The organism is Kitasatospora sp. NPDC059973, from assembly GCF_042737525.1.
Classification (GTDB): domain Bacteria; phylum Actinomycetota; class Actinomycetes; order Streptomycetales; family Streptomycetaceae; genus Kitasatospora.
In genome coordinates, this window is sequence record NZ_JBHWUI010000128.1 from 1 (window position 1) to 24,398 (window position 24,398).

The 24,398-nt window shown below is 71.5% G+C and carries 17 protein-coding genes and 1 pseudogene; 13 read left to right on the forward strand and 5 right to left on the reverse strand.

The genetic code is table 11. The features are described 5' to 3' along the window. From ACFWA9_RS28555 to eccE, 3 genes and pseudogenes are all read right to left on the reverse strand, one after another. Positions 1-250: pseudogene (locus tag ACFWA9_RS28555) on the reverse strand (MinD/ParA family protein); the annotation flags it as partial. A gap of 127 nt (positions 251-377) precedes the next feature. Beyond that, positions 378-1,148: a hypothetical protein gene (locus ACFWA9_RS28560; protein WP_329487705.1), complete on the reverse strand. Its 771-nt coding sequence runs from the start codon at positions 1,146-1,148 to the stop codon at positions 378-380. Continuing rightward, entirely contained in the window at positions 1,148-2,545 is a 1,398-nt protein-coding gene (eccE, locus tag ACFWA9_RS28565) for a type VII secretion protein EccE (RefSeq protein ID WP_380390756.1), read from the reverse strand. Before eccE ends, ACFWA9_RS28560 begins: the two co-directional genes overlap by 1 nt. Before the next feature lie 170 nt (positions 2,546-2,715). Between eccE and eccB the strand changes: the two genes are divergently transcribed. The 4 genes from eccB to mycP all read left to right on the forward strand — a co-directional run bounded on the left by eccB (position 2,716) and on the right by mycP (position 6,588). Continuing rightward, a complete protein-coding gene (gene eccB / locus ACFWA9_RS28570) occupies positions 2,716-4,404 on the forward strand; it encodes a type VII secretion protein EccB (protein WP_380390758.1) in 1,689 nt (562 codons plus the stop codon). 181 nt (positions 4,405-4,585) lie between these two features. Next, positions 4,586-4,885 carry a WXG100 family type VII secretion target gene (locus ACFWA9_RS28575; protein ID WP_329487702.1) on the forward strand — a complete coding sequence of 100 codons (300 nt, stop codon included), beginning with the start codon at positions 4,586-4,588 and terminating at the stop codon, positions 4,883-4,885. 73 nt (positions 4,886-4,958) lie between these two features. After that, complete coding sequence (locus ACFWA9_RS28580; RefSeq protein WP_329487701.1) at positions 4,959-5,249, forward strand: WXG100 family type VII secretion target; 291 nt, start codon at positions 4,959-4,961, stop codon at positions 5,247-5,249. 112 nt (positions 5,250-5,361) lie between these two features. Further along, entirely contained in the window at positions 5,362-6,588 is a 1,227-nt protein-coding gene (mycP, locus tag ACFWA9_RS28585) for a type VII secretion-associated serine protease mycosin (RefSeq protein WP_329487700.1), read from the forward strand. A gap of 172 nt (positions 6,589-6,760) precedes the next feature. Here mycP and ACFWA9_RS28590 read toward each other — a convergent pair whose 3' ends face one another. Together ACFWA9_RS28590 and eccCa are read right to left on the reverse strand one after the other, a co-directional pair. Continuing rightward, positions 6,761-8,170 (reverse strand): APC family permease, encoded by a 1,410-nt coding sequence (locus ACFWA9_RS28590; protein WP_380390761.1) that lies wholly within the window; start codon positions 8,168-8,170, stop codon positions 6,761-6,763. Between the two features lie 481 nt (positions 8,171-8,651). Further along, positions 8,652-12,599, reverse strand: a complete 3,948-nt coding sequence (gene eccCa, locus ACFWA9_RS28595; RefSeq protein ID WP_352297652.1) for a type VII secretion protein EccCa — start codon at positions 12,597-12,599, stop codon at positions 8,652-8,654. A 513-nt stretch (positions 12,600-13,112) separates the two neighbouring features. Between eccCa and eccD the strand changes: the two genes are divergently transcribed. The 9 genes from eccD to ACFWA9_RS28640 all read left to right on the forward strand — a co-directional run bounded on the left by eccD (position 13,113) and on the right by ACFWA9_RS28640 (position 24,093). Then, positions 13,113-14,570: a type VII secretion integral membrane protein EccD gene (gene eccD, locus ACFWA9_RS28600; protein WP_329487697.1), complete on the forward strand. Its 1,458-nt coding sequence runs from the start codon at positions 13,113-13,115 to the stop codon at positions 14,568-14,570. Positions 14,571-14,733: 163 nt separating this feature from the next. Further along, positions 14,734-15,024: a 30S ribosomal protein S15 gene (gene rpsO, locus ACFWA9_RS28605; RefSeq protein WP_030397713.1), complete on the forward strand. Its 291-nt coding sequence runs from the start codon at positions 14,734-14,736 to the stop codon at positions 15,022-15,024. 463 nt (positions 15,025-15,487) lie between these two features. Continuing rightward, positions 15,488-17,695, forward strand: coding sequence for a polyribonucleotide nucleotidyltransferase (locus ACFWA9_RS28610; RefSeq protein ID WP_329487696.1), 2,208 nt, complete (start codon positions 15,488-15,490; stop codon positions 17,693-17,695). An 83-nt stretch (positions 17,696-17,778) separates the two neighbouring features. Next, positions 17,779-19,155, forward strand: a complete 1,377-nt coding sequence (locus ACFWA9_RS28615) for a M16 family metallopeptidase (protein ID WP_380390764.1) — start codon at positions 17,779-17,781, stop codon at positions 19,153-19,155. Between the two features lie 14 nt (positions 19,156-19,169). Beyond that, positions 19,170-19,925, forward strand: coding sequence for a 4-hydroxy-tetrahydrodipicolinate reductase (gene dapB, locus ACFWA9_RS28620; protein WP_352297646.1), 756 nt, complete (start codon positions 19,170-19,172; stop codon positions 19,923-19,925). A gap of 7 nt (positions 19,926-19,932) precedes the next feature. Continuing rightward, positions 19,933-20,394, forward strand: a complete 462-nt coding sequence (locus tag ACFWA9_RS28625; RefSeq protein WP_329487693.1) for a hypothetical protein — start codon at positions 19,933-19,935, stop codon at positions 20,392-20,394. Next, positions 20,391-21,122, forward strand: coding sequence for an FAD-dependent thymidylate synthase (gene thyX, locus ACFWA9_RS28630; RefSeq protein ID WP_329487692.1), 732 nt, complete (start codon positions 20,391-20,393; stop codon positions 21,120-21,122). The genes ACFWA9_RS28625 and thyX overlap by 4 nt, the downstream gene beginning before the upstream one ends. Positions 21,123-21,337: 215 nt before the next feature. Then, a complete protein-coding gene (dapA, locus tag ACFWA9_RS28635) occupies positions 21,338-22,237 on the forward strand; it encodes a 4-hydroxy-tetrahydrodipicolinate synthase (RefSeq protein WP_352297641.1) in 900 nt (299 codons plus the stop codon). Positions 22,238-22,407: 170 nt separating this feature from the next. Beyond that, a complete protein-coding gene (locus tag ACFWA9_RS28640) occupies positions 22,408-24,093 on the forward strand; it encodes a ribonuclease J (RefSeq protein WP_352297638.1) in 1,686 nt (561 codons plus the stop codon). Positions 24,094-24,398: the final 305 nt, after the last annotated feature.

Consider the following 24,398-nt stretch of genomic DNA (forward strand, 5'->3'; position numbering starts at 1 on the left):
GTGCCGGTGCCGGGGCGGGCGCGGCCGGGCCGCCGCCCGCCGCCGGAGCGCCCGCCCCGTCCGGTGCTCCGCCCGCCTGGACGGGTGCCGGACCGGCGGCCGGACCAGGGCCCGGACCGGCGGCCGGAGCCGCCGCGGAGTCCGTCTGCACGTACCAGGACGGGGGAGTGTAGTCGGGCGCGTCGGACCAGTCGTCGTCGTCCTCCGCCGCGTTGTCGCCGACGTAGACGCCGTCCCGATCGCTGCTCACCTAGGGCTCCCTCGTGTTCGCCGCCGCTCGTCGCGGTGCCGTTGCCGCATCAAAGACTAGGCCGTGCACCACCCCCCGTTGAAGGCGGAGTCTCATCTCGCCCGGGGCGCGATCGGGTCCCGGCAGGTCAGTCCATGCGTCGTGCCCCGCCCAGGACCTGCTGCTCGGCCTGCCCGGCGACGGTCCGTACGTACTGGCGGCGCATCCGGGTCGTCCAGAGCGTCATGTCGTCCCCGAGGGTGGGCAGCGCGGCGATGTCCTGCGGGCCGAGCGAGAGCACCCGGCCGATCAGCTCGGCCTCCTGCGGCGAGACCCGCTGCACGCCGACCAGGTCGGCGGCGTTCAGCACCCGGGCCGCGTTCGGGCCCAGGTAGGGCAGCAGGGTCAGGGTGGTCTGCCAGGGCGCGGCGGAGAGCCGGCTGCGCGGCGGGCGGGCGCCGAGGTCGCGCACCACGAGCACCGGCGAGGTCACCGAGGCACCCTGCGGGCCGAGCCGGCCGACCTGGTGGACGGTCACGCACGGCTGGCCGCCGCCCGCGGCCTGCGCCATCGGTCCCCACAGCTGCCCGCGCGCGGTCTCGACGGCGATCCGGGCGCCGGTGGCGGCCGCCCGCAGCGCGATGACCTGGGCCGTCCAGACGCCGCCGACCAGGACCAGGTCGTAGGCGCTGGGCCGGAAGAGGCCGAGCACGGCGGGCTGCTTCTGGACGTCCTCGCCGATCAGCACGCCGTCGTCGCCGACCGGGAAGGAGAGCGCGCCGAGGTCCTCGGTGGTCAGCACGTGCTTCTCGCGGCGCGGGCCGCGCAGTCCGAAGCCGGGCAGGATCCGCGGCCGGACCCGGGGCTGCTCGGTGGAACCGGGCTGCGGGCCGGGCGTCGGGTAGGTCTGGTACGCCATCAGGAAGCACCTCCCAGGGGCAGGGTGGCGAGCATGCCGGGGGCCTGCTCCAGGTCGAGTCGGGCGAGGCCGAGGCCGGTGCTCTGCGCCCGGGCCTCCACCAGTCGTCCGACCTGGACGACCTCGCTCTCGCTGCGCCCGGTCACCCGGACGTGGCCGCTGATCGCCACCGAACCGCCGGTGCCGTGACCGGCGGTCAGGCTGAAGGTGCTGGCCAGGGCGGGCGAGCCGGTGATCAGGTTGACGAGGTCCGGCGCGGCGATCCGGCCGGGGGCGCCGCCGGGGCGGCTGAGCTGCGGCCACCGGGAGATCCAGTAGGTGCTGTGCCAGCGGTCGTCGATCCGCCAGAAGCGGTTGCTCTCCTGGGTGCGGCGGCCGCTGCCGCCACCGCTGCCGGTCCCCTGACGGCCGGCCACGGCGAGCGGGTTGGCGCAGGTGGAGATGGCCAGGGCGGCGATCAGCTCGCGCTCGTCCAGCACGGTGGCGTTGAAGCCGGCGCTGTTGAGCCGGCCGGCGAGCTGGTCGGTGACCCGCTGCAGGGCCTTGCGGGCGCCCTCCTCGCCGCCGCCGCGGGCGCGGACGGCGGTGGCCGCGCGCTCCGGGTCGAGCTTGAGCGCCACCCAGGTCAGCCGCAGGCCGGGGGTGGCGGTGCCGTCGGGCAGCTCCTGGTAGGCGCGGGCGGCCAGCGACTGCTCGGGCAGGTGCGGGGCCGGCGCCGGCTGGGTGTGCTGGACGATCTGGACCGACTCCAGCGTGATGTCGTCCACCCGCAGCGCCGAGCAGATCACGTCCAGCGGCAGCGGCAGCGCGGTGCGCACCGGCCGCAGCGGCTGGTCCTTGGCCTGGACGAGCAGCACCGAGCTGAGGAAGGTGCCGTCGCCGACCATGCCGGTCTCCCGGCGCATCGGCCGGCCGCCGAAGTCGGTCTCGGTGGCGTGGGTGCAGGTGCGCAGGGCGGGTTCCAGCTCCAGCGCGGGGGCGATGGCCGGGTCGGTGCCGACCGGCGGGATGTTCGTCCGGGCCTGCTTGCGACGGGCCTTCAGGGCGGCGCGCACCCGCAGCGCCTCGGGGATGGTGCGTCCGCGCAGCGGGATGACCGCGAGGACGACCAGCGCCAGCGCGACGGCGCCGAAGCCGCCGGCCACCGGCTTGCTGATCGTCCAGCCGACCGCCACGAGTGCCACCGCGACCTCGACCAGCACGAGTTGCTGGAGCCTCAGCCGGCCGCCGAGCAGCCCGGGCCTGGGGTGGACGCGGACCGGTACGGGGGCCGTCGGCCCGACGGCGGCCGCGGGTTCGGCGACCTGGCCCCGTTCGGGCCGGGCCCGTCGGCCGGAGCGGCGCGATCCCCTGCCCTCGTCGGTGCTGCGGCGCCCTGGAGCGGTCTGGCTTGGCATCCCCCGAGTGACCCTCTCTGAATCAGTTGTCGCGGCCCGGTTGGCCGGTTCGCGAACCGTACCCGTACCGTACTCACCGTCTGCTGCCGCATCGTAGAGGGTTCGAAGCCGCTCTCGCCCGGCGGGTGCGGACCACGGGGTATGTCGGTCAGACAGGGGAGACGACGAGCATGGCATCACGCCGGGACGAGCTGAACGCCTACACCTTCGCGCGGAAGCGAACGGTCGGCGCGTTCCTGCTGCCCAACGGGGGCGGCAGCGACGAGGACGCGCCGCGGCCGGTGAAGGCGATCCTGCCGAGCGTCATCGTGGGCGCTCTGGTGGTCGGCGCGTTCGGGGTCTGGGGGGTGTTCAAGCCGAGCGCCCCGGTGGGCTGGGACAGCGGCAAGAACATCGTGCAGGGCAAGAAGAGCACCACCCGGTACGTGGTGCTGACCGATCCGGACGGCAAGACCAAGCGGCTGCACCAGGTGCTGAACATGTCCTCGGCGCGGCTGGTGCTGCCGGTGGACGCGAAGGTGGTGGTGGTCGCCGACGAGGTGCTCGACAAGTACCCGAGCCACGGCCCGACCATCGGCATCCCGAACGCGCCGGACCGGCTGCCGACCAAGGAGAACGCGAGCAAGCCGATGAAGTGGTCGGTCTGCGACAGTCCCGGTCCGGACGACAAGCAGGAGACGGCCAATCAGGCGCTGTTCCTCGCGGGCGGTGCCGACGCCAAGACGCTGGCCGCCAAGGACCGGGTGCTGGACACCGACCAGGCGCTGCTGGTGAAGGAGATCGACGACCAGCAGGTCGCCGCGCAGCCCGGCCCGGGCCAACCGCCGATCGACCAGAGCAAGTTGAACCTCTACCTGATCGACTCGCAGGGCCGCAAGCACGCCATCGGGGGGACGCAGACCTCCGAGAGCGACAAGAAGCAGCTGGTGGCGGCGATCTTCGGGGCGAGCGCGAAGCCGCAGCCGGTGAAGAGGGAGTGGATGGACACCCTGGTCACCGGCTCGGTGATCCAGTTCCCCAAGATCGACGGGCTGGTCCCGGACGTCAAGGGCCCCAACTCCTCGGTGGCGCTGCAGAAGCCGGAGGACCGCAAGATCGGTCGGCTGGTCCGGTACGGCGACCGGAACTTCGTGGTGGGCAAGGACCAGCTGTTCGTGGTCACCCAGCTCCAGGCCGAGCTGATCCGGCAGAACCCCGCGTGGCAGGGGCTCTACAACCAGGACGCCGACCGGACGCCGCGGATCGACGAGCTGATGCCGGCCGACTACGCCGCCTTCAACTCCAGCACCCCGCTGAAGGACGCCGACGACTGGCCGACCAGGACGGGGGCGCCGGCCAACAACTGGCAGGCGGCGAAGGACGCGAAGCCGGTGATCTGCAGCACGTTCGACGGGATGGCCGAGGATGGCAAGACGCCGCGGCGCAGCGTCTGGGCCGGCCCGGACTTCCCGGCGAAGCACAGCAGCGGCGTCGGTTCGGCCTATGTGACCCCCGGTCAGGGCCTCTTCTACCGCGCGCTGGACGGCGGGGCGGGCGGCTCCGGCAGCGACTACCTGATCACCGAGACCGGGCTGCGCTACGCCGTCCCCGCCAACACCACCGGCGGCAAGGGGGCGCAGGCCGCGCCGTCCGCCCAGCCGGGCAAGCCGGTCCCGACCGTCACCGCGACCCCGACCGTCCAGCCCGGTGACCCGGCCGCCGGGCAGCCGGGTCAGCAGCAGGACGAGGCCGGCGGCAACCAGGCCCGGCTCGGCTACCAGGGCCTGCAGCCGGTGCCGGTGCCGCTGGCCTGGTCGGCCCTGGTGCCGTCCGGTCCGGCGCTGAACGCGAGGACCGCGGCCCAGCAGCAGAACGCCTGACCGGCCCGTTCCGGCAACGGAATTGGCCCCAGTGTCATGGTCTGGTAACTAGCGGTTCCCCGGTGTTGGGCGAGTTGCGTGTGCCGACTACAGTGCTGCTGGACATCACACCGGTGATGCGGCGGACCGGCCGGGAACGGCGGTCCGGACACAATGTCTGTCTCATGGGGGACGGTAGAGCATGGGTCAGTTCAAGACGACCGCTCAGGAGATGCTGGCTTTCGCCAAGCACATGGACGAGGTCATCGGCCAGATCGAGGGCGAGATTCGCAAGCTCGACAGCCTGGTGGGTTCGATCGCCGGCGGTTGGCAGGGTCAGGCGGCCACGGCCTACAAGACCCTTCAGGGCCAGTTCAACGAGGACGCGGTCGAGCTCAACAAGTCGCTGAAGGCGATCAAGAGCGCGATCGAGATCACGACCAAGCAGTACTCGGCGACCGACGCGGACCAGCAGGCGGCGTTCGGCGCCGGCAAGATCTGATCCCCTCTCTGCCAGGTCATTCACCGGCGGCCCCTGGTGAGGGAGCGCGTCGGTTCCTCGACAAGGAGACATCGTGTCCGACCACATTCTCGTCAACTTCGAAACTGTCCGGAACGCCGGCAGCGAGGTTCGCGCCACCGCCAACCGCATCAACTCCCAGCTTGAGGAGCTGAAGGCGGGCGTGACCAAGATCGCCTCCAGCTGGGAGGGTGCCGCTCAGCAGGGCTACCAGGCCCACCAGGCGAAGTGGGACTCCCGCGCCAGCCACCTGCAGCAGGTGCTGTCCCAGATCGCCGGCTCGCTGGACAAGGCGGCCGAGAGCTACAACAGCACCGAGAACAACAACGCCAAGCTCTGGGGCTGACGGATCCCGCCCCCGGTCGTGGGGGCGATCGATTCCGCCGAAGGGGCGGGTGCCCGGTCCGGGCACCCGCCCCTGGCGCGCAACACGGGTGGACGACAAGAGGGGTGGCAGGGTGTCCGTAGTCAGGTACCGGAAGGCGGCCGCGACGGTGGCCGCGCTCGCGGTGCTCGGCGGTCCGCTGGCCGCCCCGGCCCACGCGGACGGGCCCGGCATCGCCGCCGCCGGTGACTGCGCCAAGGACGCCCAGAACGTGCAGGCCGTGCCGTGGTCGTTGCAGCGCATGGTGCTCGACGAGCTCTGGCAGGGCGGCACCGTCACCGGTGCGGGGGTGACCGTCGCGGTCATCGACACCGGGGTCAACGACCAGAACCCCCAGCTGGCCAACCGGGTGGTCGACGGCGGCTCGCTGTTGAAGGACAAGGACAAGAAGAAGGTCGAGGGCACCGGCAAGGACGACCTCGTCGGCCACGGCACCAAGGTCGCGGGCATCATCGCGGCCGGCCACTACGACCAGACCGGCTTCGTCGGCATCGCCCCGGACGCCGGCATCCTGTCGATCCGGCAGAACGACGCCGAGGGCAACGGTGACGTCTACACCCTGGTCGAGGCGATCTACATCGCGATCCAGCGGGGCGTCAAGGTCATCAACATCTCGCAGGACGTGCGCGGCGCCGGCAACGCCGACTTCGGCGGCTACGCGGAGCTGAAGGCCGCCGTCGAGGCCGCCGAGGCCAAGGACATCGTGGTGGTCGCCTCCTCCGGCAACGACGGCAAGGAGGGCGACACCTACCCCGCCGCGTTCCCGACCGTGCTCGCCGTCGGAGCCTCCGACCGCAACAACGAGCGCGCCCCGTTCTCCCAGTACGGCGACTTCGTGGACGTCGTCGCGCCCGGCGTCGACATGCTCTCCACCGTCCCCCGGGGCGGCCAGTGCGTGGACAACGGCACCAGCTTCGCCGCGCCCTACGTCGCCGGCCTGGCCGCGCTGCTGCTCGGCGCCCACCCCAAGTGGAAGCCGGCGCAGGTGCGCGCCCGGATCGAGCAGACCGCGCAGCGCACCGGGCACGAGGCGAACGCGTACATCGGCTGGGGCGTGGTGGACCCGGTGAAGGCCGTCACCAAGGCACCCGAGGACCCGCCGTACAAGGCGAAGCCGGACGAGCCCGTCCAGCTGGCCGCCGCCCCGATCGTGCCGCAGCCGCTCGGCCTCGGCGAGACCCAGGCCGACCGCGACGGCCGCACCGCGACCTACGTCCTGGGCGTCGGCGCCCTGCTCGTCGCGCTGCTCATCGGCGGCGGCGTGGTGCTCCGCGACCACCGCCGGCGCCCCACGGACTGACCCGGAGCCTTCTCCCCGGCCGCGAGCCTGCGCCGGCTGGTCGGCCCACGTCCGACCGGCCGACCCCGGGGCGGCCGGCGCGTGCGCAACGGCGGTGCCCGGACCAGAGGGGGAGTGGTCCGGGCACCGCCGCGTGGGGGAGGGGTGGGGGTCGGGGGCGGCCCCGCCGGGGTCAGGCCTGCTGGTCCTCGGGCAGGCTGATCACCCAGCGGGTCTCCTGCCGGGGGCGCAGGTAGAAGAGCCAGTAGAGGGTGGCGGCGGCGGTGATGCCGCCGGTCCACAGCAGGGGCACGGTGTCCAGCTGGGTGATGATGTAGACCAGCACGACGATCAGGACCACCGGGACGGCCGGCCAGAGCGGCATCCGCCAGGCGGTGGCGTGCTTGTGCTGATCGCGGCGCGACAGCAGCGCGGCGATCGCGACCAGCAGGTACATCCCGGTGACGGCGACGCCGGTGATCTCGCTGAGCAGCTCGCCCTTGACGAAGCAGAGCGCGGCGCCCGGCAGGCCGACGGCCAGCGTGGCCACCCACGGCGAGCCGAACCGGCCCAGGGTGGAGAAGGCCTTGTTGACCGGCTCGGGCCAGGCCTTGTCGCGGGCCGAGGCGAACAGCACCCGGGAGTTCTGGATGACCATGACGATGCCGGCGTTGATGATCGCCAGCGCCACGCAGAGGCTGATGAAGGTGCCGACGGCGGAGTTGCTCCACGCGGTGACCATGCCGGAGATGTCGCCGGAGGTCAGGGTGGCCAGGTCGGGGGCGCCCACGGTGATCGCGGTGACCGGGATCAGGATGACCGCGGCGGAGATGCCGAGGGTCCACAGCACGGTGCGCGAGACGTTGCGGCGCGGGTCCTCCAGCTCCTCGGAGAGGTAGACCGCGGTGGAGAAGCCCTGGGTGATGAAGAGGGCGATGCCGAGCGCGCCGACGATGGCGCCGATGCTCACCGTGGTGGTGGCGCCGCCGTCGCCGGCGACCACCCCGTGCAGCAGGCTGGGCGCGTCGCCGTTGGCGTGGGCGAAGCCGAGCACCGACACCACACCGGCGGCGACGACCTCCAGGACCAGGAAGACGCCGGTGATCCAGGCGTTGGCGCGCAGGTCCAGCAGACCGGCCAGGGTGGCGGCGAGCATCACCGCGGCGCCGGCGATCGGCTTGTCGACGTGCAGCACCGGGGCGAGGTAGTCGGCGGTGCCGAGGGCGATCACCGAGGGGACGATCAGCACCACGATCAGCGAGAGCACGAAGACCAGCCAGCCGGCCAGTCGCCCGGCCAGGGTGCCGACCATCGCGTACTCGCCGCCGGCGCTGGGGATCAGGGTGCCGAGTTCGGAGTAGCAGAAGGCGACCGCGATACAGAGCACCGAGCCGATCGCGATGGCCAGCGCGGTGGCGCTGCCGATGCTGGAGAACAGCTCCGGGACGATCACGAAGAGCGTGGAGGCCGGGGTGACGCAGGACAGCGTGAGCAGGGTCCCGCCCACGACGCCGATCGAGCGCTTGAGCGTCTGGGGGGAGGCGGCGCCCTCGGCCGCCGTAGTGGGGGCTACGGCGTGTGGCGGGCGAAGCGTGTCGGTCATGTGGCTTCCGATCGGCTCTGTGCGGTCCTGGAGAGGGAGCGGTATCGCCTCCGCTGGCTTGCTGCTGTGGGGTACTGGTCCTTCGCTCCCGGGCCGTCATGGAACCTTGGCCGTAATGACTGCGTCAATGCCGGAAATGCTTCGGAATCCGTTGCGAAGGTGGGCATAAACATGCGATCCGATGATCACCGACGGTGATTGTCACGCATGTCCGACTTGTTACCTCTGCCGCATCGCGCTTGAATCCAAGGTGAACGGAGCATTGCGCGCGCCCATTCCAAGGCTGATGACCGGCTCGGAGAAGGTCGCCCAGGCGGCTTCCCGGCACCGGTCACCGCCCGCCCGGGGTGCGGGAACCGCAGCCCAGGGCCGGAAAGATCTCCATAACGTTTCAGCACGTGGACGCGGAAGGGGCCGGGCTCCTCGGAACCCGACCCCTTCCCTCACTTTCCGTCACCGCCACCGGGGGCGGCCGCTCCCGCTACGCCGACGGCAACCAGCCCGTCTGCACCATCTGCCCGCTGGTGATCCGGCGCGAGACGAACACGCCCCGGCCCGGCGGCAGCGGCTGCGGCTTGACCGTGCCCAGCAGCGCGCCCTCGTCCTTGTTGCCGGAGAGGATCACGCCCTGGCCGCCCAGCTCCCGCATCCGCTGCATCACCGGCTCGTAGAGCGAACGGCCGGCGCCGCCCGCGCTCCGCGCGATGATCATGCGCAGGCCGATGTCCCGGGCGAACGGCAGGAACTCGGCCAGCGGCGCCAGCGGGTTCCCCGAACCGGTCGCCACCAGCTCGTAGTCGTCCACGATCACGAACATGTCCTTGCCGCTGTACCAGCTGCGGTTGCGCAGCTGGTCGGCGGTCACGTCCGGACCGGGGAGCCGGCGCGAGCAGGCCCCGCGCAGCATCTCCACGATGCTGGTCATGGCCGGCTGCGCGGCCGCGTACTCGACCAGGTACTCCTGCGGCACCGCGCCGAGCAGCGCGCGCCGGTAGTCGCCGACCACGATGCCGGCCTGGTCCGGGGTGTACCGCTCGGTGATCTGCTTGATCAGCATCCGCAGCGTCGCCGACTTACCGGACTCGGTGTCGCCGAAGACGATGAACAGCGGGTCCGTCTCGAAGTTGACGAACGCCGGCGCCAGCTCGACCTCGTCCACGCCGAAGGCGACCCCGCGCTCCGGGTACTCGAAGCCCTTCGGCAGCGAGTGGCCGTCCAGCACCGCCGGCAGCATCCGGACCTGCGGCGCGCGCGGGCCCGTCCAGGCCGCGTCCACGGCGGCGACCAGCGCGGTCACCCCGTCCTGGAGGTCGTCCACCGAGGACGAGCCGTCCAGCCGGGGCAGGCCGGAGAGGAAGTGCAGCTTGCCGGAGGTGACGCCGCGCCCCGGCAGGGCCGGGATGTTCTGCGCCACCCGGCGGTCCACCTCGGACTCCATCGCGTCACCGAGCTTGAGCTCGGTCCGGTTCTGCAGCAGGTCCTTCAGCGCCGGGCGGACCTCCGCGTAGCGGGCCGCCGTGATGATCAGGTGGACGCCGTACCCGAGACCGCGCTGGGCGATGTCCCCGATCACCGGCTCCAGCATCTCGAACTCCTGCTTGAAGGTGTTCCAGCCGTCGATCATCAGGAAGACGTCGCCGAACTGCTCGTCCGGCAGCTGACCGCTGGCCCGCCGGGCCCGGTAGGTCGCGATCGAGTCGATCCCGGTCGCCCGGAACAGCTCCTCGCGCCGGTTCAGCACCCCGTGCACCTCGCTGATCATCCGGCGCACCTTCTCGGCGTCCAGACGACCGGCCACCCCGCCGACGTGCGGCAGGCCCTGCAGCGACTGGAAGCCGCCGCCACCGAAGTCCAGCAGGTAGAACTGCGCCTCCAGCGGCGTGTGGGTGAGCGCGAACCCGGCCACCGTGGTGCGCACCAGCGTCGACTTGCCGGACCGCGGGCCGCCCACGATCAGACCGTGACCGGCCGCACCCGAGTAGTCCTGGTGCAGCACGTCGCGGCGCTGCTCGCGCGGCCGGTCCACGATGCCGACCGGCACGTTGAGCCGGCCCAGCGCGCCGAAGCCCGGCGAGGTGAGACCGCGCTCCGCGGTCGCCTGCAGCGGCGGCAGCAACTGGTCGACGCTCGGCGCCTCGTCCAGCGGCGGCAGCCACACCTGGTGCGCGGCCGGGCCCTGCCCCGCCATCCGCTGCACGAAGACGTCCAGCACGGTGTCGACCAGCGCGTCGTCCTGCTCCACGACCTCCGGCTCCACCTCCTGCACCGGCGGCTCCAGCACCGGCACCTCGGCGGCGGTGAACAGCACCGGCTGCGCCGTCACCAGCCGCCCGCCGGTCGACCGCTGCTGCCCCGGCGCCCGGTAGGGCCCCGAGACGTACGCGGCCTTGAACCGGTCCATCACGTCGGTGCCGAACTTCAGGTAGCCGACACCCGGCACCGGCGGCAGGTGGTACGCGTCCGGCACGCCGATGGCCGCCCGCGACTCGGCCGCCGAGAAGGTGCGCAGACCGATCCGGTACGACAGGTAGGTGTCCAGACCGCGCAGCTTGCCCTCCTCCAGGCGCTGCGAGGCCAGCAGCAGGTGCACGCCCAGCGAACGGCCGATCCGGCCGATCTGGATGAACATGTCGATGAAGTCCGGCTTCGCGGTGAGCAGCTCGGAGAACTCGTCGATGATCAGCACCAGCGAGGGCAGCGGGTCCAGCGCCGCACCCGCCGCGCGCGCCCGCTCGTACTCGTTGAGGTTGGCGTAGTTGCCGGCCGAGCGCAGCAGCTCCTGCCGGCGGTTCATCTCGCCCTCGATCGCGTCGCGCATGCGGTCGACCAGGGTGAGCTCGCCCTCCAGGTTGGTGATCACCGCCGAGGTGTGCGGCATGTCCGCCATCCCGGCGAAGGTCGCGCCGCCCTTGAAGTCCGCGAGGACGAAGTTCAGCGTCTCCGAGGAGTGCGTCATCGCCAGGCCCAGCACCAGGGTGCGCAGCAGCTCCGACTTGCCCGAGCCGGTCGCGCCGACGCAGAGGCCGTGCGGGCCCATGCCTTCGAGCGCCGCCTCCTTGATGTCCAGGTAGACGTGCTCGCCGCCGGCCCCGACGCCGATCGGCACCCGCAGCTTCTCGTGCTGCGCCCGCGTCCGCCAGCTGCGCGTCACGTCGAACGAGCCCGGGTCGCCCGAGTTCATCAGCTCGGTGAAGTCGAGGTTGGACAGCAGCGGTTCGTCGTCGCCGCCGGCCGAGATCCGGTACGGCGCCAGCTGCCGGGCCAGGGCCTCGGACTGCCAGGTGGAGAGCGTGTCCGGGGTGCCGGAGTACGTCGCGCCGGAGGCCGAACGCAGCACCAGCTCGTCCGGGGTCACCGTCACGATCAGGTGGCCGGTCGGCTCGTCCAGGTCGCCCGGGACCACCTCGACGATGGTCACCCCGTGCACGCCCTCGGCGCCGGCCAGCAGCGAGTCGTGCGGGACGGACGCGCCGTCCATCACGACGATGATGTGCGGCTGGTCCGAGGACGGCGCCGCGTCGCGCACGAAGCGCTGGCGCCCCGCCAGTTCGTCCTGGAGCAGGTACTCCAGCTCACCGAGGCCGGTGGCGATCAGCCGGCGCGAACCCGCCCCGTCGCTGTCCTTGCGGTGCTGGTTGTGCGGGAGCCACTTGGTCCACTCCCACTCCTCCACCGCGCCCGGCGCCGCGGCCACCGTCACCAGCAGGTCGTCCGGCGAGTGCAGCGTCGTCAACTGGGCGATCATCGCCCGGACGTTGCCGTACACGGTGTCCGGGTCGCCGCACACCGTGATGTGGTAGAAGGCGCGCAGCGAGACCGCCAACGGCAGGTCCTGCAGCGTGCCGTGGGCCTTGAGGAAGGTATGCATGGCGGCCGCGGCGAGCGGCTCCAGCTCCTCCATCGGCGCGGTCTGCGGCGCCACCAGCGGGGTCGACAGCTGGACCGGCCCCCGGCCGACCCGGATCTGGGCGAAGTCGGCGTCCCCGGTGCGGCGTTCCCAGAGCCGGCGGCCGTCCGCGACGATCGACCAGAGCTGGTCCGGCTCCGGGTTCAGGAACAGCTGCGCGCCGCGCTGGCGCTCCGCCGTGCGGCGGACCTGGCGGCGCATCTGCTGCAGGTACTTCAGGTAGTCGCGCCGCTCGTCGGCGGTGGCGGTGGAACCGCCCTTGCGCGCCCGCACGATCTGCGCCAGCGCCATGCCGACGGTCGAGACGACCATCAGGCCGCCCATGATCTTCATCGGGGCCTGTGCGCCGGGCGAGAAGAAGAACACCGCCGACCCGCCCATGCCGAGCATCGGCAGCAGGCTCATCATCCAGTCCTCGCCGCCCGACCGGGGCAGCTCGGGCGGGGTGACCAACTCCACCGGTTCGTCCGGCACCGCCGGGGGATAGGCCCGCGCGGGGCGCTTGACCGTGATCACGCTCATACGCACCCCACCCCGCGGTTTCGAACGGTCTGATCGTTCACTTCGGCATCAGCCCTCACGCAAACTGGATACGTACGGGTGAGGGCGCCCCGTGTGACGCCGCCCCCGCTCCGCCGACCGCAGGCACCCGGGGAGGAGCGCGGCCCCTGCCCCCGTCGCCTTGCGCAGGGGCCGATCCTACTGGGGCGCGTTCCGGCGGATCAGCCAGGGCGGCCCCGTGGTGCCCGGGCCCCCGCCGGCCGCCGTCCCACCGGCCCCTGCGCGCCGGTGGGCGGGAACGGAACGGGTAGGGTAACGCCGCGCCAACTCATGGCCGGATCGAGTCAGTTCCAGCCCCGACCGGCCCGCGCCAGCAGCCAGCAGGAACCGCCGCCGGTACAGCGGCACCGTCAACAAGGGGGAGCGCCCAGTGCGTCGAGCGATCGAGGGGTGCGCAGTGAGCGAGCGGAACGAGCCACTCGTCAGGGAAGCGCGCCGTTCCCGGCACGCGTCGAGCGTCCGCGAGGTGGGGGCATGAGCACCTCCGCCGCGACCGGCTTCTGCCGCGTCACCGTCGTCGCCCCGGACAGCCGGATCGACGTCGCCCTGCCCGAGGACGTCCCGCTCGCCGACGTCTACCCCGAGGTGCTGCGGCTCTCCGGGCAGACCCAGCCCGACGGCGCCCCGACCGGCTTCCACCTGGTCCGCCGCGACGGCACCGTGCTCGACAGCGGTCTGCCGCTCGCCGCGCAGCAGGTCCGCGACGGCGACCTGCTCAGCCTGCGCCCGTTCGCCGAGTCGCTGCCGCCGGCCGTCTACGACGACGTCGCCGACGCCATCGCCACCGCCGTCGAGGCCGACCGCCGGTTCTGGAGCCCCGAGTTGATGCGGGCCTTCGGCCTGATCGGCGCCGGCGTGCTGCTCACCCTGCTCGGCTTCGCGCTCTGGTTCTCCGACCTGCGCCACGACATGCACGGCCTGCCCGGCGTCCTGTCCGGCGTCATCGCCGTCGTGCTCACCGCCCTGGCCGGCGTCCGCGCCCGGGTGTACCAGGACGCCTGGGCCGCGCTCGCGCTCGGCCTCGGCGCGCTGCCGCACGCCCTGATCGGCGGCAGCGGCCTCATCGCGGTCGCCCACCCGTGGGACGGCCCGGGCCGGCTCCAGTTCCTCACCGGCTGCGTCGCCGTCCTGGTGGTGGCCGTCTTGCTGGTCGGCCTGCTGCCGGAGAAGGACTCGCTGTTCGTGGCCGCCGCCTTCGTGTCCGCCGCCGGCGCGCTGGCCACCTTCGCGGCCGTGCTGCTGCCGTCGACCCCGGCCAACCACATCGCCGCGGTCACCGGCGTCGCCGCCGTCGCCGTGATCGGCTTCCTGCCCGGCCTCTCCGCCCGGTTCGCCCGGCTGCCCGTCGGCTTCAGCGCCCCCGGCCAGACCCGGACCCGCAGCCGGGACTACGACGAGGAGGCCGGCCGCGCCGAGGCCGTCCAGTACGAGCGCATCGCCCACCAGGCCCGTCGCGGCCACGAGGTGCTGGTCGGCCTGGTCGGCGGCTGCGCCGCGGTGATCGTCGGCACCTGCGCCGTCCTCGGCTTCACCGACGAGCTCTTCCCGGAGCTGCTCGCCCTCACCCTCGGCATCGCCACCATGCTGCGCGCCCGGCTGTTCCGCTACACCGCGCAGGTCTTCAGCCTCACCATCGCCGGCCTGTTCGGCCTGTCGCTGCTGATCGTCGGCCTCTCGCTGCACACCCCGCTGTTCATCCTGAAGGCCGCCAGCTCCACCGACGTGGACCTGCGCACCATCTGGCTGGCCACCTCGATCGCCTTCGGCGCCGCGGTGCTCACCGCGATCGCCCTGGTGGTGCCCCGGCTCGGCGTCTCGCCGTTCTGGGGGCGCATCCTGGACCTGGTCGACAGCCTCACCCTGATCGCCCTCGTCCCGCTGGCGCTGGGCGTGCTGGAGGTCTACGGCCTGGTCCGCGGTGCCACCGGCTGACCGGCCGCACCGGGCACACTGGTACGCTTGCCCTTCGAGTGCAGCAGGGTGTCCGCCCCTCGCGGGTCGCCGACCGCCGGCCGCACTCAGTCACGACACCGAGTTCTCGCAGAGTCCTGTGCCGTAGACCAGGCCCGCTCGGTACCACCTCAAAGGAGTTGCAGTGGCTCTCGCCTCTGACGTCAAGAAGCAGATCTTCGCCGAGTTCGGCCAGAAGGAGGGCGACACCGGCTCCCCCGAGGTCCAGGTCGCCATGCTCTCGCGCCGCATCTCGGACCTGACCGAGCACCTCAAGGCCCACAAGCACGACCACCACTCGCGTCGTGGCCTGCTGATCCTGGTCGGCCAGCGCCGCCGCCTGCTGCAGTACCTGGCCAAGAAGGACATCGAGCGCTTCCGTACGCTCGTCGACCGCCTGGGCATCCGCCGCGGTGCCGCCGGTGGCGCCCGCTAAGACCGCCGCTCGGGGCGGCTCCCCCCACCGGGGAGCCGCCCCTCGCGCGTATGCCGCGGTCGCCGACCCGCGACCCGGCACCGCATAACAACTCGCGCGCACCTCCCCTGGTGGCCGAGGATTGCACCGTAGGGTTGTGGGCATGCCGGGTGATGGCGCGACACCGCGCCACCCGGGCGAAAGACCCCGACCCCCCGCGGGACGAAGGCTTCAAACGGAAGCCGCCCGCATCCGAGAGAGCGTCCAGACGCGGACCGCCCGCCCCGGCCTGGCAGCCGAGAGGCGCCGGTCCTCGGTAGTGGCCGCCGGAAGCCCCGCAGACCGAGCGGGGCCCACCGGAGGCTTCGATCGAAGACCGGCCCGACTGCCTTCCTCTGCGCAAGAGCGCACGAGGGCCCCGGGCCACCGGCAGCGATGCGCGGGGGCGCTCTCCCGGAGACGTACGAAAGAGGAGATCTTCCAGGTGGAAGAGAACGTGTTCTACGCCGAAGCCGTGATCGACAACGGTTCCTTCGGCACCCGTACCATCCGCTTCGAGACGGGCCGCCTGGCCCGTCAGGCCGCCGGCTCCGCCGTGGCCTACCTGGACGACGACACCATGGTGCTGTCGGCCACCAGCGCCTCCAAGCAGCCGAAGGAGCACTTCGACTTCTTCCCGCTGACCGTGGACGTCGAGGAGCGGATGTACGCCGCCGGGCGCATCCCCGGCTCGTTCTTCCGTCGCGAGGGCCGGCCCTCCGAGGACGCGATCCTCACCTGCCGCCTGATCGACCGCCCGCTGCGCCCGTCCTTCGTCAAGGGCCTGCGCAACGAGATCCAGGTCGTCGTCACCGTGATGGCGCTCAACCCCGACCACCTGTACGACGTGGTGGCCATCAACGCCGCCTCCGCGTCCACCCAGCTGGCGGGCCTGCCGTTCTCCGGCCCGATCGGCGGCGTCCGCGTCGCGCTGATCAAGGGCCAGTGGGTGGCCTTCCCGACCCACTCCGAGCTGGAGTCGGCCGTCTTCGACATGGTCGTCGCCGGCCGCGTCCTGCCCGACGGTGACGTCGCGATCATGATGGTCGAGGCCGAGGCCACCGACAAGACCATCAAGCTGGTCGAGGGCGGCGCCGAGGCGCCGACCGAGGACGTCGTCGCCGCCGGTCTGGACGCCGCGAAGCCGTTCATCAAGGTGCTCTGCGCCGCGCAGTCCCAGCTGGCCGCCCAGGCCGCCAAGCCCACCGGCGAGTTCCCGGTCTTCCTGGACTACCAGGACGACGTGCTCGCCGCCCTGACCGCCGCGGTCAAGGACGAGCTGGCCCAGGCGCTCACCATCCCGGGCAAGCAGGAGCGCAACAACGAGCTGGACCGCGTCAAGGCGATCGCCGCCGAGAAGCTCCTGCCGGAGTTCGAGGGTCGCGAGAAGGAGATCAGCGCCGCGTACAACGCGCTGACCAAGAAGGTCGTGCGCGAGCGCGTCATCAAGGACAAGGTCCGCATCGACGGCCGCGGTGTCACCGACATCCGCACCCTGGCCGCCGAGGTCGAGGCCATCCCGCGCGTCCACGGCTCGGCCCTGTTCGAGCGCGGCGAGACCCAGATCCTGGGTGTCACCACGCTGAACATGCTGCGCATGGAGCAGCAGCTGGACACGCTCTCCCCGGAGACGCGTCGCCGCTACATGCACAACTACAACTTCCCGCCGTACTCGGTCGGCGAGACCGGCCGCGTGGGCTCGCCCAAGCGCCGCGAGATCGGCCACGGCGCGCTGGCGGAGCGGGCGATCCTGCCCGTGCTGCCGACCCGCGAGGAGTTCCCCTACGCGATCCGCCAGGTCTCCGAGGCGCTGAGCTCCAACGGCTCCACCTCGATGGGCTCGGTCTGCGCCTCCACCATGTCGCTGCTGAACGCCGGTGTGCCGCTGAAGGCCGCCGTCGCCGGTATCGCCATGGGCCTCATCTCGCAGGAGATCGACGGCGAGACGCACTACGTCGCGCTGACCGACATCCTGGGCGCCGAGGACGCGTACGGCGACATGGACTTCAAGGTCGCCGGTACCCGCAACTTCATCACCGCGCTGCAGCTGGACACCAAGCTGAACGGCATCCCGGCCTCCGTGCTGGCCGCCGCGCTGAAGCAGGCCAAGGACGCCCGCCTGCACATCCTCGACGTGATGAACGAGGCCATCGACGCGCCCGACGAGATGTCGCCGAACGCGCCGCGCATCATCACCATCAAGATCCCGGTGGACAAGATCGGTGAGGTCATCGGCCCCAAGGGCAAGATGATCAACCAGATCCAGGAGGACACCGGCGCGGACATCACCATCGAGGACGACGGCACCATCTACATCGGTGCGGTCGACGGTCCCTCGGCGGAGGCTGCCCGTACGACGATCAACCAGATCGCCAACCCGACCATGCCGGAGGTCGGGGAGCGCTACCTGGGCACCGTGGTGAAGACCACGACGTTCGGCGCGTTCGTTTCGCTCATGCCGGGCAAGGACGGCCTGCTGCACATCTCGCAGATCCGCAAGCTGGCCGGTGGCAAGCGCGTGGAGAACGTCGAGGACGTGCTCGCCGTCGGCGCCAAGGTCCAGGTCGAGATCGCCGAGATCGACCCGCGCGGCAAGCTCTCGCTGATCCCGGTCGTCGAGGGCGAAGAGGGTGGCGAGGCCGCTTCCGAGTGAAGCGCCGCTAGCCCCCCGGTTCGATAGAAGCGGCCGCGGCCCGCACGCCCCGTCGGCGTGCGGGCCGCACCCTGTTGTTGCACATGCTTTCTACGGAGGTACACCCCGTGGCCCAGGCCTCGGCGGCGAAGCAGCGCCCCGGCACCACCCGGACCCTGCTCAAGGGCGTGGACGGCGCCGGCACGGTGCGCCGCACCGTCCTCCCCGGCGGCCTGCGGGTCGTCACCGAGACCCTGCCGACGGTGCGCTCCGCGACCTTCGGCATCTGGGTCGGAGTCGGTTCGCGGGACGAGACCCCCCAGCTCAACGGCGCCACGCACTACCTGGAGCACCTGCTCTTCAAGGGCACCGAGCGGCGCAGCGCGCTGGACATCTCGGCCGCCCTGGACGCGGTCGGCGGTGAGATGAACGCCTTCACCGCCAAGGAGAACACCTGCTACTACGCCAGGGTGCTCGACACCGACCTGCCGCTCGCCATCGACGTGGTGTGCGACATGCTCACCGGCTCGCTGATCCGCCCGGAGGACGTCGAGGCCGAGCGCGGCGTCATCCTGGAGGAGATGGCGATGGCGGAGGACGACCCGGGCGACGTGGTGCACGACCTCTTCGCCAAGGTGATCTTCGGCAGCGGCCCGCTCGGCCGCCCGATCCTCGGCACCCAGGAGACGGTCAACGGGCTCACCCGCGACCAGATCGCCGGGTTCTTCCACCGCCGCTACAAGCCCGAGCACCTGGTCGTCGCCGCGGCCGGCAACCTCGACCACCGCAAGGTGGTCCGCCAGGTCGAGAAGGCCTTCGCGGCGCTGCTGGCGCGTTCCGCGGCCGAGCCCGCCGAGGCCCGCCGCGGCGTCAAGGCCGTGCGCACCGCCGGCAAGGTCGAGGTGCTCAACCGCTCCACCGAGCAGGCCCACCTGGTGCTCGGCGTGCCCGGGGTGCCGCGCCACGACGAGCGCCGCTGGGCGATGGGCGTGCTGAACGCGGCACTCGGCGGCGGGATGAGCTCGCGGCTGTTCCAGGAGGTCCGGGAGAAGCGCGGCCTGGCGTACTCGGTGTACTCGTACTCGTCCTCCTACGCGGACAGCGGCCTGTTCGGCATCTACGCCGGCTGCCAGCCCAAGCGCGTCGAGGAGGTGCTGCGGATCTGCCGCGAGGAGCTCGCCAAGGTGGTCGCCGACGGCATCACCGAGGAGGAGCTGCGCCGGGCGATCGGCCAGATCTCCGGCTCCACCGTGCTCGGCATGGAGGACACCGGCTCCCTGATGAACCGGATCGGCAAGGCCGAGCTGAGCTACGGCCACCACCTCTCGGTGGACGACATGCTGGCGCGGATCGCGGCCGTGACCCTGGACGACGTCCACGCGGTGGCCCGTGATGTGCTGGGCGCGCACCGGCCCTCGCTGGCGCTGATCGGTCCGATCAACGACAAGCGGGCCGCCCGGCTCGCCGACCTGCTGGTCTGAAGGGACTTCTCACCATGACGCTGCGTGTCGCCGTGATCGGCGCCAAGGGCCGGATCGGCTCCGAGGCGGTCAAGGCCGTCGAGGCCGCCCCCGACCTGGAGCTGGTCGCCGCCCTGGGCCGGGGCTCGGACCTCGACGAGCTGACCCGGGCCGGGGCCCAGGTCGCCGTCGAGCTGACCCACCCCGACTCGGTGATGGCCAACCTCGACTACTGCGTCCACCACGGCATCCACGTCGTCACCGGGACCACCGGCTGGGACGACGCGCGGCTGGGCGAGCTGGAGGGCTGGCTGATGCCGGGCGGCGAGCCGCGGCCGCTCGGTGTGCTGGTCGCGCCGAACTTCTCGCTGGGCGCGGTGCTGGGCATGAAGTTCGCCCAGACCGCCGCCAGGTACTTCGAGTCGGTCGAGGTCGTCGAGCTGCACCACGACCGCAAGGCCGACGCGCCGAGCGGTACGGCCACCCGGACCGCGCAGCTGATCGCCGCGGCCCGCGCCGAGGCCGGCCGCCCGCCGCAGCAGGACCCGACCACGCACAGCCTGCCCGGTGCCCGCGGCGCGGACGTGGACGGGGTCCCGGTGCACGCCGTCCGGCTGCGCGGCCTGCTGGCGCACCAGCAGGTGATGTTCGGCGACACCGGCGAGACCCTCACCATCCGGCACGACTCGCTGCACCACAGCAGCTTCATGCCGGGCATCCTGCTCGGGGTGCGCAAGGTCGTCGAGAACCACGGTCTCACCGTGGGCCTCGAGAACTTCCTGGACCTGTGAGCGACCGGTGACCTCCCGTACCGGTTTCTTCGTCCTCTCCGGCGTGCTGCTGCTGGTGGCCCTGGTCTGCGTCGGCGAGGGCGTCCAGCTGATCGCCACCGGCAAGCCGCTCGGCATCGGCCTGGGCCTGTGCGCCTTCGTGGTCCCGCCGATCGGGGTCTGGTTCCTGCGTCAGACCGTCCGCTTCGGCCGGGCCAGCGAGCGGCTCGCCCGCGAGCTGGAGGCCGAGGGCGGCCTGCCGGTGGACGAGCTGAAGCGCACCGCCGGCGGCCGGATCGACCGGGACTCGGCCGACGCGGTGTTCGCCCGCCGCAAGGCCGAGGCGGAGGCCTCGCCCGGCGACTGGCGGGTCTTCTTCCGCCTCGCGGTGGCGTACGCCGACGCCGGCGACACCCCGCGCGCCCGTAAGACCATGCAGCACGCGATCCGGCTGCACCGCACCAACGAACCCGCAAGGAGTACCGCGTGACCGACGAACCCACCGCCCCCAGGTTCCGCAGCGATGTCACCGTGGAGCTGGTCCGCAGCTCCGCCGCCGACTCGGACGTCATCTGGGCGGCCCGGGTCTCGACGGCCGGGGAGCAGTCCCTGGAGGCGTTGCAGCAGGACCCGGAGAAGTCCACCGGTCTGATCAACTACCTGATGCGGGACCGGCACGGTACGCCGTTCGAGCACAACTCGATGACCTTCTTCATCAGTGCGCCGATCTTCGTCTTCCGGGAGTTCCACCGCCACCGCAGCGGCTGGTCGTACAACGAGGAGTCCGGCCGCTACCGCGAGCTGCAGCCGGTGTTCTACGTGCCCGGTGAGGAGCGCAAGCTCGTCCAGCAGGGCCGCCCGGGGCGGTACGAGTTCGTCGAGGGCACGCCGAAGCAGTTCGACGTGGTCGCCGAGCAGATGGAGGCCGCCTACCAGGGGGCCTACCGGGCGTACCAGGAGATGCTGGCGGCCGGTGTCGCCCGCGAGGTGGCCCGGGCCGTGCTGCCGGTCGGCCTGTTCTCCTCGATGTACGCGACCTGCAACGCCCGCTCGCTGATGCACTTCCTGTCGCTGCGGACCAAGAAGGAGAACGCCGCGGTGCCGTCGTTCCCGCAGCGCGAGATCGAGATGGTCGCCGAGCAGATGGAGGAGCAGTGGGCCCGGCTCATGCCGCTCACCCATGCGGCCTTCGAGAAGCACGGCCGGGTCGCCCCCTGACCTGGGGTGACAGGCATATGGGCGGCTTGCCTGGCATGTCTGGATTGCGGCTTTTCTAGCCGCTCCCTACGCTCGTGACACGGATTCCGGTGCTGCGTGAACCCCCGAGCATGCAGCACCGGAATCCCATCTTTGTGCCGCTCCGCGCGCCACACCTGTCCGAACCCTGGACCGGCCTGGGTACCGCCCCACCGCCTACGAGTAGTTTTGGACGCATGGCTCCGACCTCCACCCCCCAGACGCCGTTCGGCCGGGTCCTGACCGCGATGGTGACCCCGTTCACCGCTGACGGCGGGCTCGACCTCGACGGCGCCCAGCGCCTCGCCGCACACCTCGTCGACGCAGGCAACGACGGCCTCGTCCTCAACGGCACCACCGGTGAGTCCCCGACCACCAGCGACGCCGAGAAGGCCCGGCTGGTCCGCGCCGTCGTGGAAGCGGTGGGGGACCGCGCCCACGTGGTGGCCGGTGTCGGCACCAACGACACGCACCACAGCGCCGACCTCGCCCGCCAGGCCGAGGCGGCCGGGGCCCACGGTCTGCTGGTCGTCACGCCGTACTACAGCAAGCCCCCGCAGGAGGGCCTGTACCGGCACACCACGCACATCGCCGACGCCACCGGCCTGCCGGTCATGCTCTACGACATTCCCGGCCGCAGCGGTGTGGCGCTGAGCCACGAGACGCTGGTCCGGCTCGGCGAGCACCCGCGGATCGTCGCCAACAAGGACGCCAAGGGCGACCTCGGCGCCGCCGCCTGGGCCATCGCCCGCTCCGACCTGGCGTGGTACTCCGGCGACGACATCCTCAACCTGCCGCTGCTCTCGGTCGGCGCCGTCGGTGTGGTCAGCGTGGTCGGGCACGTGGTCGCCGCGGAGCTGCGCAGCATGGTCGACGCCTACCTGGGCGGGGATGTGGCCAAGGCCACGGCGATCCACCAGAGCCTGCTGCCGGTCTTCAGCGGTATGTTCCGCACGCAGGGTGTCATCCTCACCAAGGCGGCCCTGGAGCTGCAGGGCCGGCCCGCCGGCCCGCTCCGGCTGCCGCTGGTCGGCGCGACTTCCGAGGAGATCGCGCAATTGAAGAAGGATCTCGCCGCCGGCGGGGTACACCTGTAACAGACAAGACGTGCGCGCCCCGGCTCGCCGGACCTCCCAGGAGGGCCGCCGCTGGACCGGAACGAAGGCGTGAGAGTACTTACCCAGTAGGAAACCGACACTGAGTACGCACGCCATATGTCTCTCGGGGAGGACCCCAGGCATATGGCGTGCGTCGTGAGGAGAGTCTTTTGAGCCACCCGCATCCCGAACTCGGCGCGCCCCCGGCCCTCAAGGAGGGCGCCCTGCGCATCACTCCGCTCGGCGGCCTCGGCGAGATCGGCCGCAACATGACGGTCCTCGAATTCGGGGACCGCATTCTCATCGTCGACTGCGGCGTCCTCTTCCCCGAGGACGAGCAGCCCGGCGTCGACCTGATCCTCCCGGACTTCAGCTACATCCGGGGCCGGCTCGACAAGATCGACGGCATCGTGCTGACCCACGGGCACGAGGACCACATCGGTGCCGTCCCGTTCCTGCTCCGGGAGAACCCGGACATCCCGCTGATCGGGTCGAAGCTCACCCTGGCGCTGATCGAGGCCAAGCTCGCCGAGCACCGCATCCACCCGTACGTGCTGGAGGTGAAGGAGGGCGACCGCGAGCGGATCGGCCCCTTCGACTGCCAGTTCATCGCGGTCAACCACTCCATCCCGGACGCGCTGGCCGTCGCCGTGCGCACGCCCGCCGGCATGGTGGTCGCCACCGGTGACTTCAAGATGGACCAGCTGCCGCTCGACGGCCGCCTCACCGACCTCCCGGCCTTCGCCAAGCTGGCCGAGGAGGGCATGGACCTGCTGCTGGTGGACTCCACCAACGCCGAGGTCCCCGGCTTCATCCCGCACGAGCGGGACATCTCGGCCGCGCTGCGGAACGTCTTCGCCAACGCCGACAAGCGCATCATCGTCGCCTCCTTCGCCAGCCACGTGCACCGCATCCAGCAGGTGCTGGACGCCGCGCACGAGTACAAGCGCAAGGTCGCCTTCGTCGGCCGCTCGATGGTCCGCAACATGGGCATCGCCCGCGACCTCGGCTACCTGAAGGTCCCCGGCAACCTGGTCGTCGACGTCAAGCAGCTGGACGACCTCCCGGACAAGGAGGTCGTGCTGATCTGCACCGGTTCGCAGGGCGAGCCGATGGCGGCGCTGTCCCGGATGGCCAACCGCGACCACCAGATCCGCATCGTCGAGGGCGACACCGTCATCCTGGCCTCGTCGCTGATCCCCGGCAACGAGAACGCCGTGTACCGGGTGATCAACGGCCTGACCCGCTGGGGCGCCAAGGTCGTGCACAAGGGCAACGCCAAGGTGCACGTCTCGGGCCACGCCTCGGCCGGCGAGCTGCTGTACTTCTTCAACATCTGCAAGCCGCGCAACCTGATGCCGGTGCACGGCGAATGGCGCCACCTGCGCGCCGCCGCCGACCTGGGCATCGCGACGGGCATCCCGAAGCACCGCACGGTCATCGCGGAGGACGGCGTCTGCGTCGACCTGGAGAACGGCGTCGCCCGCATCGTGGGCAAGGTCCAGGCCGGCTACGTCTACGTCGACGGTTCGTCCGTCGGCGACATCACCGAGGCGTCCCTGAAGGACCGCCGGATCCTCGGCGAGGAGGGCTTCATCTCGGTCTTCGTGGTGGTCGACTCCACCAACGGGAAGATCGTGGGCGGTCCGACCATCCAGGCCCGCGGTTCCGGCATCGACGACAAGGCGTTCGCCCCGGTGGCGGCCAAGCTCCAGGAGGCACTGGACCGCTCGGCGGGCGACGGCGTCCTGGAGATCCGCCAGGTCCAGCAGCTCGTGCGCCGGACCATGGGCAAGTGGGTGGCGGACAACTACCGCCGCCGGCCGATGATCCTGCCGGTCGTCGTCGAGGTCTGAGCCTCCCCACGGCCAGTTTGACGTGGGGCGACCCGGTGCGTAGTGTTCTCCGGGTTGCCCCACGGGACGGCCTGCCGGAAGTTCTCGAACGAAATTCGAGAGCAACAGGCGGAAAACGGCCCGAGAAACTCTGCTAGAGTTCGGGAGCGCCGAAAGGCGAAAGCCGATCAGGTAAATGAAACTCCGGAAAACGGAGCGGAAAACATCTGATAAGCTGGAAACACGAAAGAACGAAGCGCCCGGAGGGCCCGCTGGAAGGCGGTCCGAAGGAAGTGTCCGTTCCTTGAGAACTCAACAGCGTGCCA

Bases quoted from the DNA above. Each gene is read 5' to 3' on its own strand.
- ACFWA9_RS28590 (WP_380390761.1), bottom strand. From the start codon at position 8,170: ATGACCGACACGCTTCGCCCGCCACACGCCGTAGCCCCCACTACGGCG.
- eccB (WP_380390758.1), top strand. From the start codon at position 2,716: ATGGCATCACGCCGGGACGAGCTGAACGCCTACACCTTCGCGCGGAAG.
- ACFWA9_RS28615 (WP_380390764.1), top strand. From the start codon at position 17,779: ATGCTTTCTACGGAGGTACACCCCGTGGCCCAGGCCTCGGCGGCGAAG.
- ACFWA9_RS28575 (WP_329487702.1), top strand. From the start codon at position 4,586: ATGGGTCAGTTCAAGACGACCGCTCAGGAGATGCTGGCTTTCGCCAAG.
- eccE (WP_380390756.1), bottom strand. From the start codon at position 2,545: ATGCCAAGCCAGACCGCTCCAGGGCGCCGCAGCACCGACGAGGGCAGG.
- ACFWA9_RS28560 (WP_329487705.1), bottom strand. From the start codon at position 1,148: ATGGCGTACCAGACCTACCCGACGCCCGGCCCGCAGCCCGGTTCCACC.
- dapA (WP_352297641.1), top strand. From the start codon at position 21,338: ATGGCTCCGACCTCCACCCCCCAGACGCCGTTCGGCCGGGTCCTGACC.
- eccCa (WP_352297652.1), bottom strand. From the start codon at position 12,599: ATGAGCGTGATCACGGTCAAGCGCCCCGCGCGGGCCTATCCCCCGGCG.
- dapB (WP_352297646.1), top strand. From the start codon at position 19,170: ATGACGCTGCGTGTCGCCGTGATCGGCGCCAAGGGCCGGATCGGCTCC.
- eccD (WP_329487697.1), top strand. From the start codon at position 13,113: ATGAGCACCTCCGCCGCGACCGGCTTCTGCCGCGTCACCGTCGTCGCC.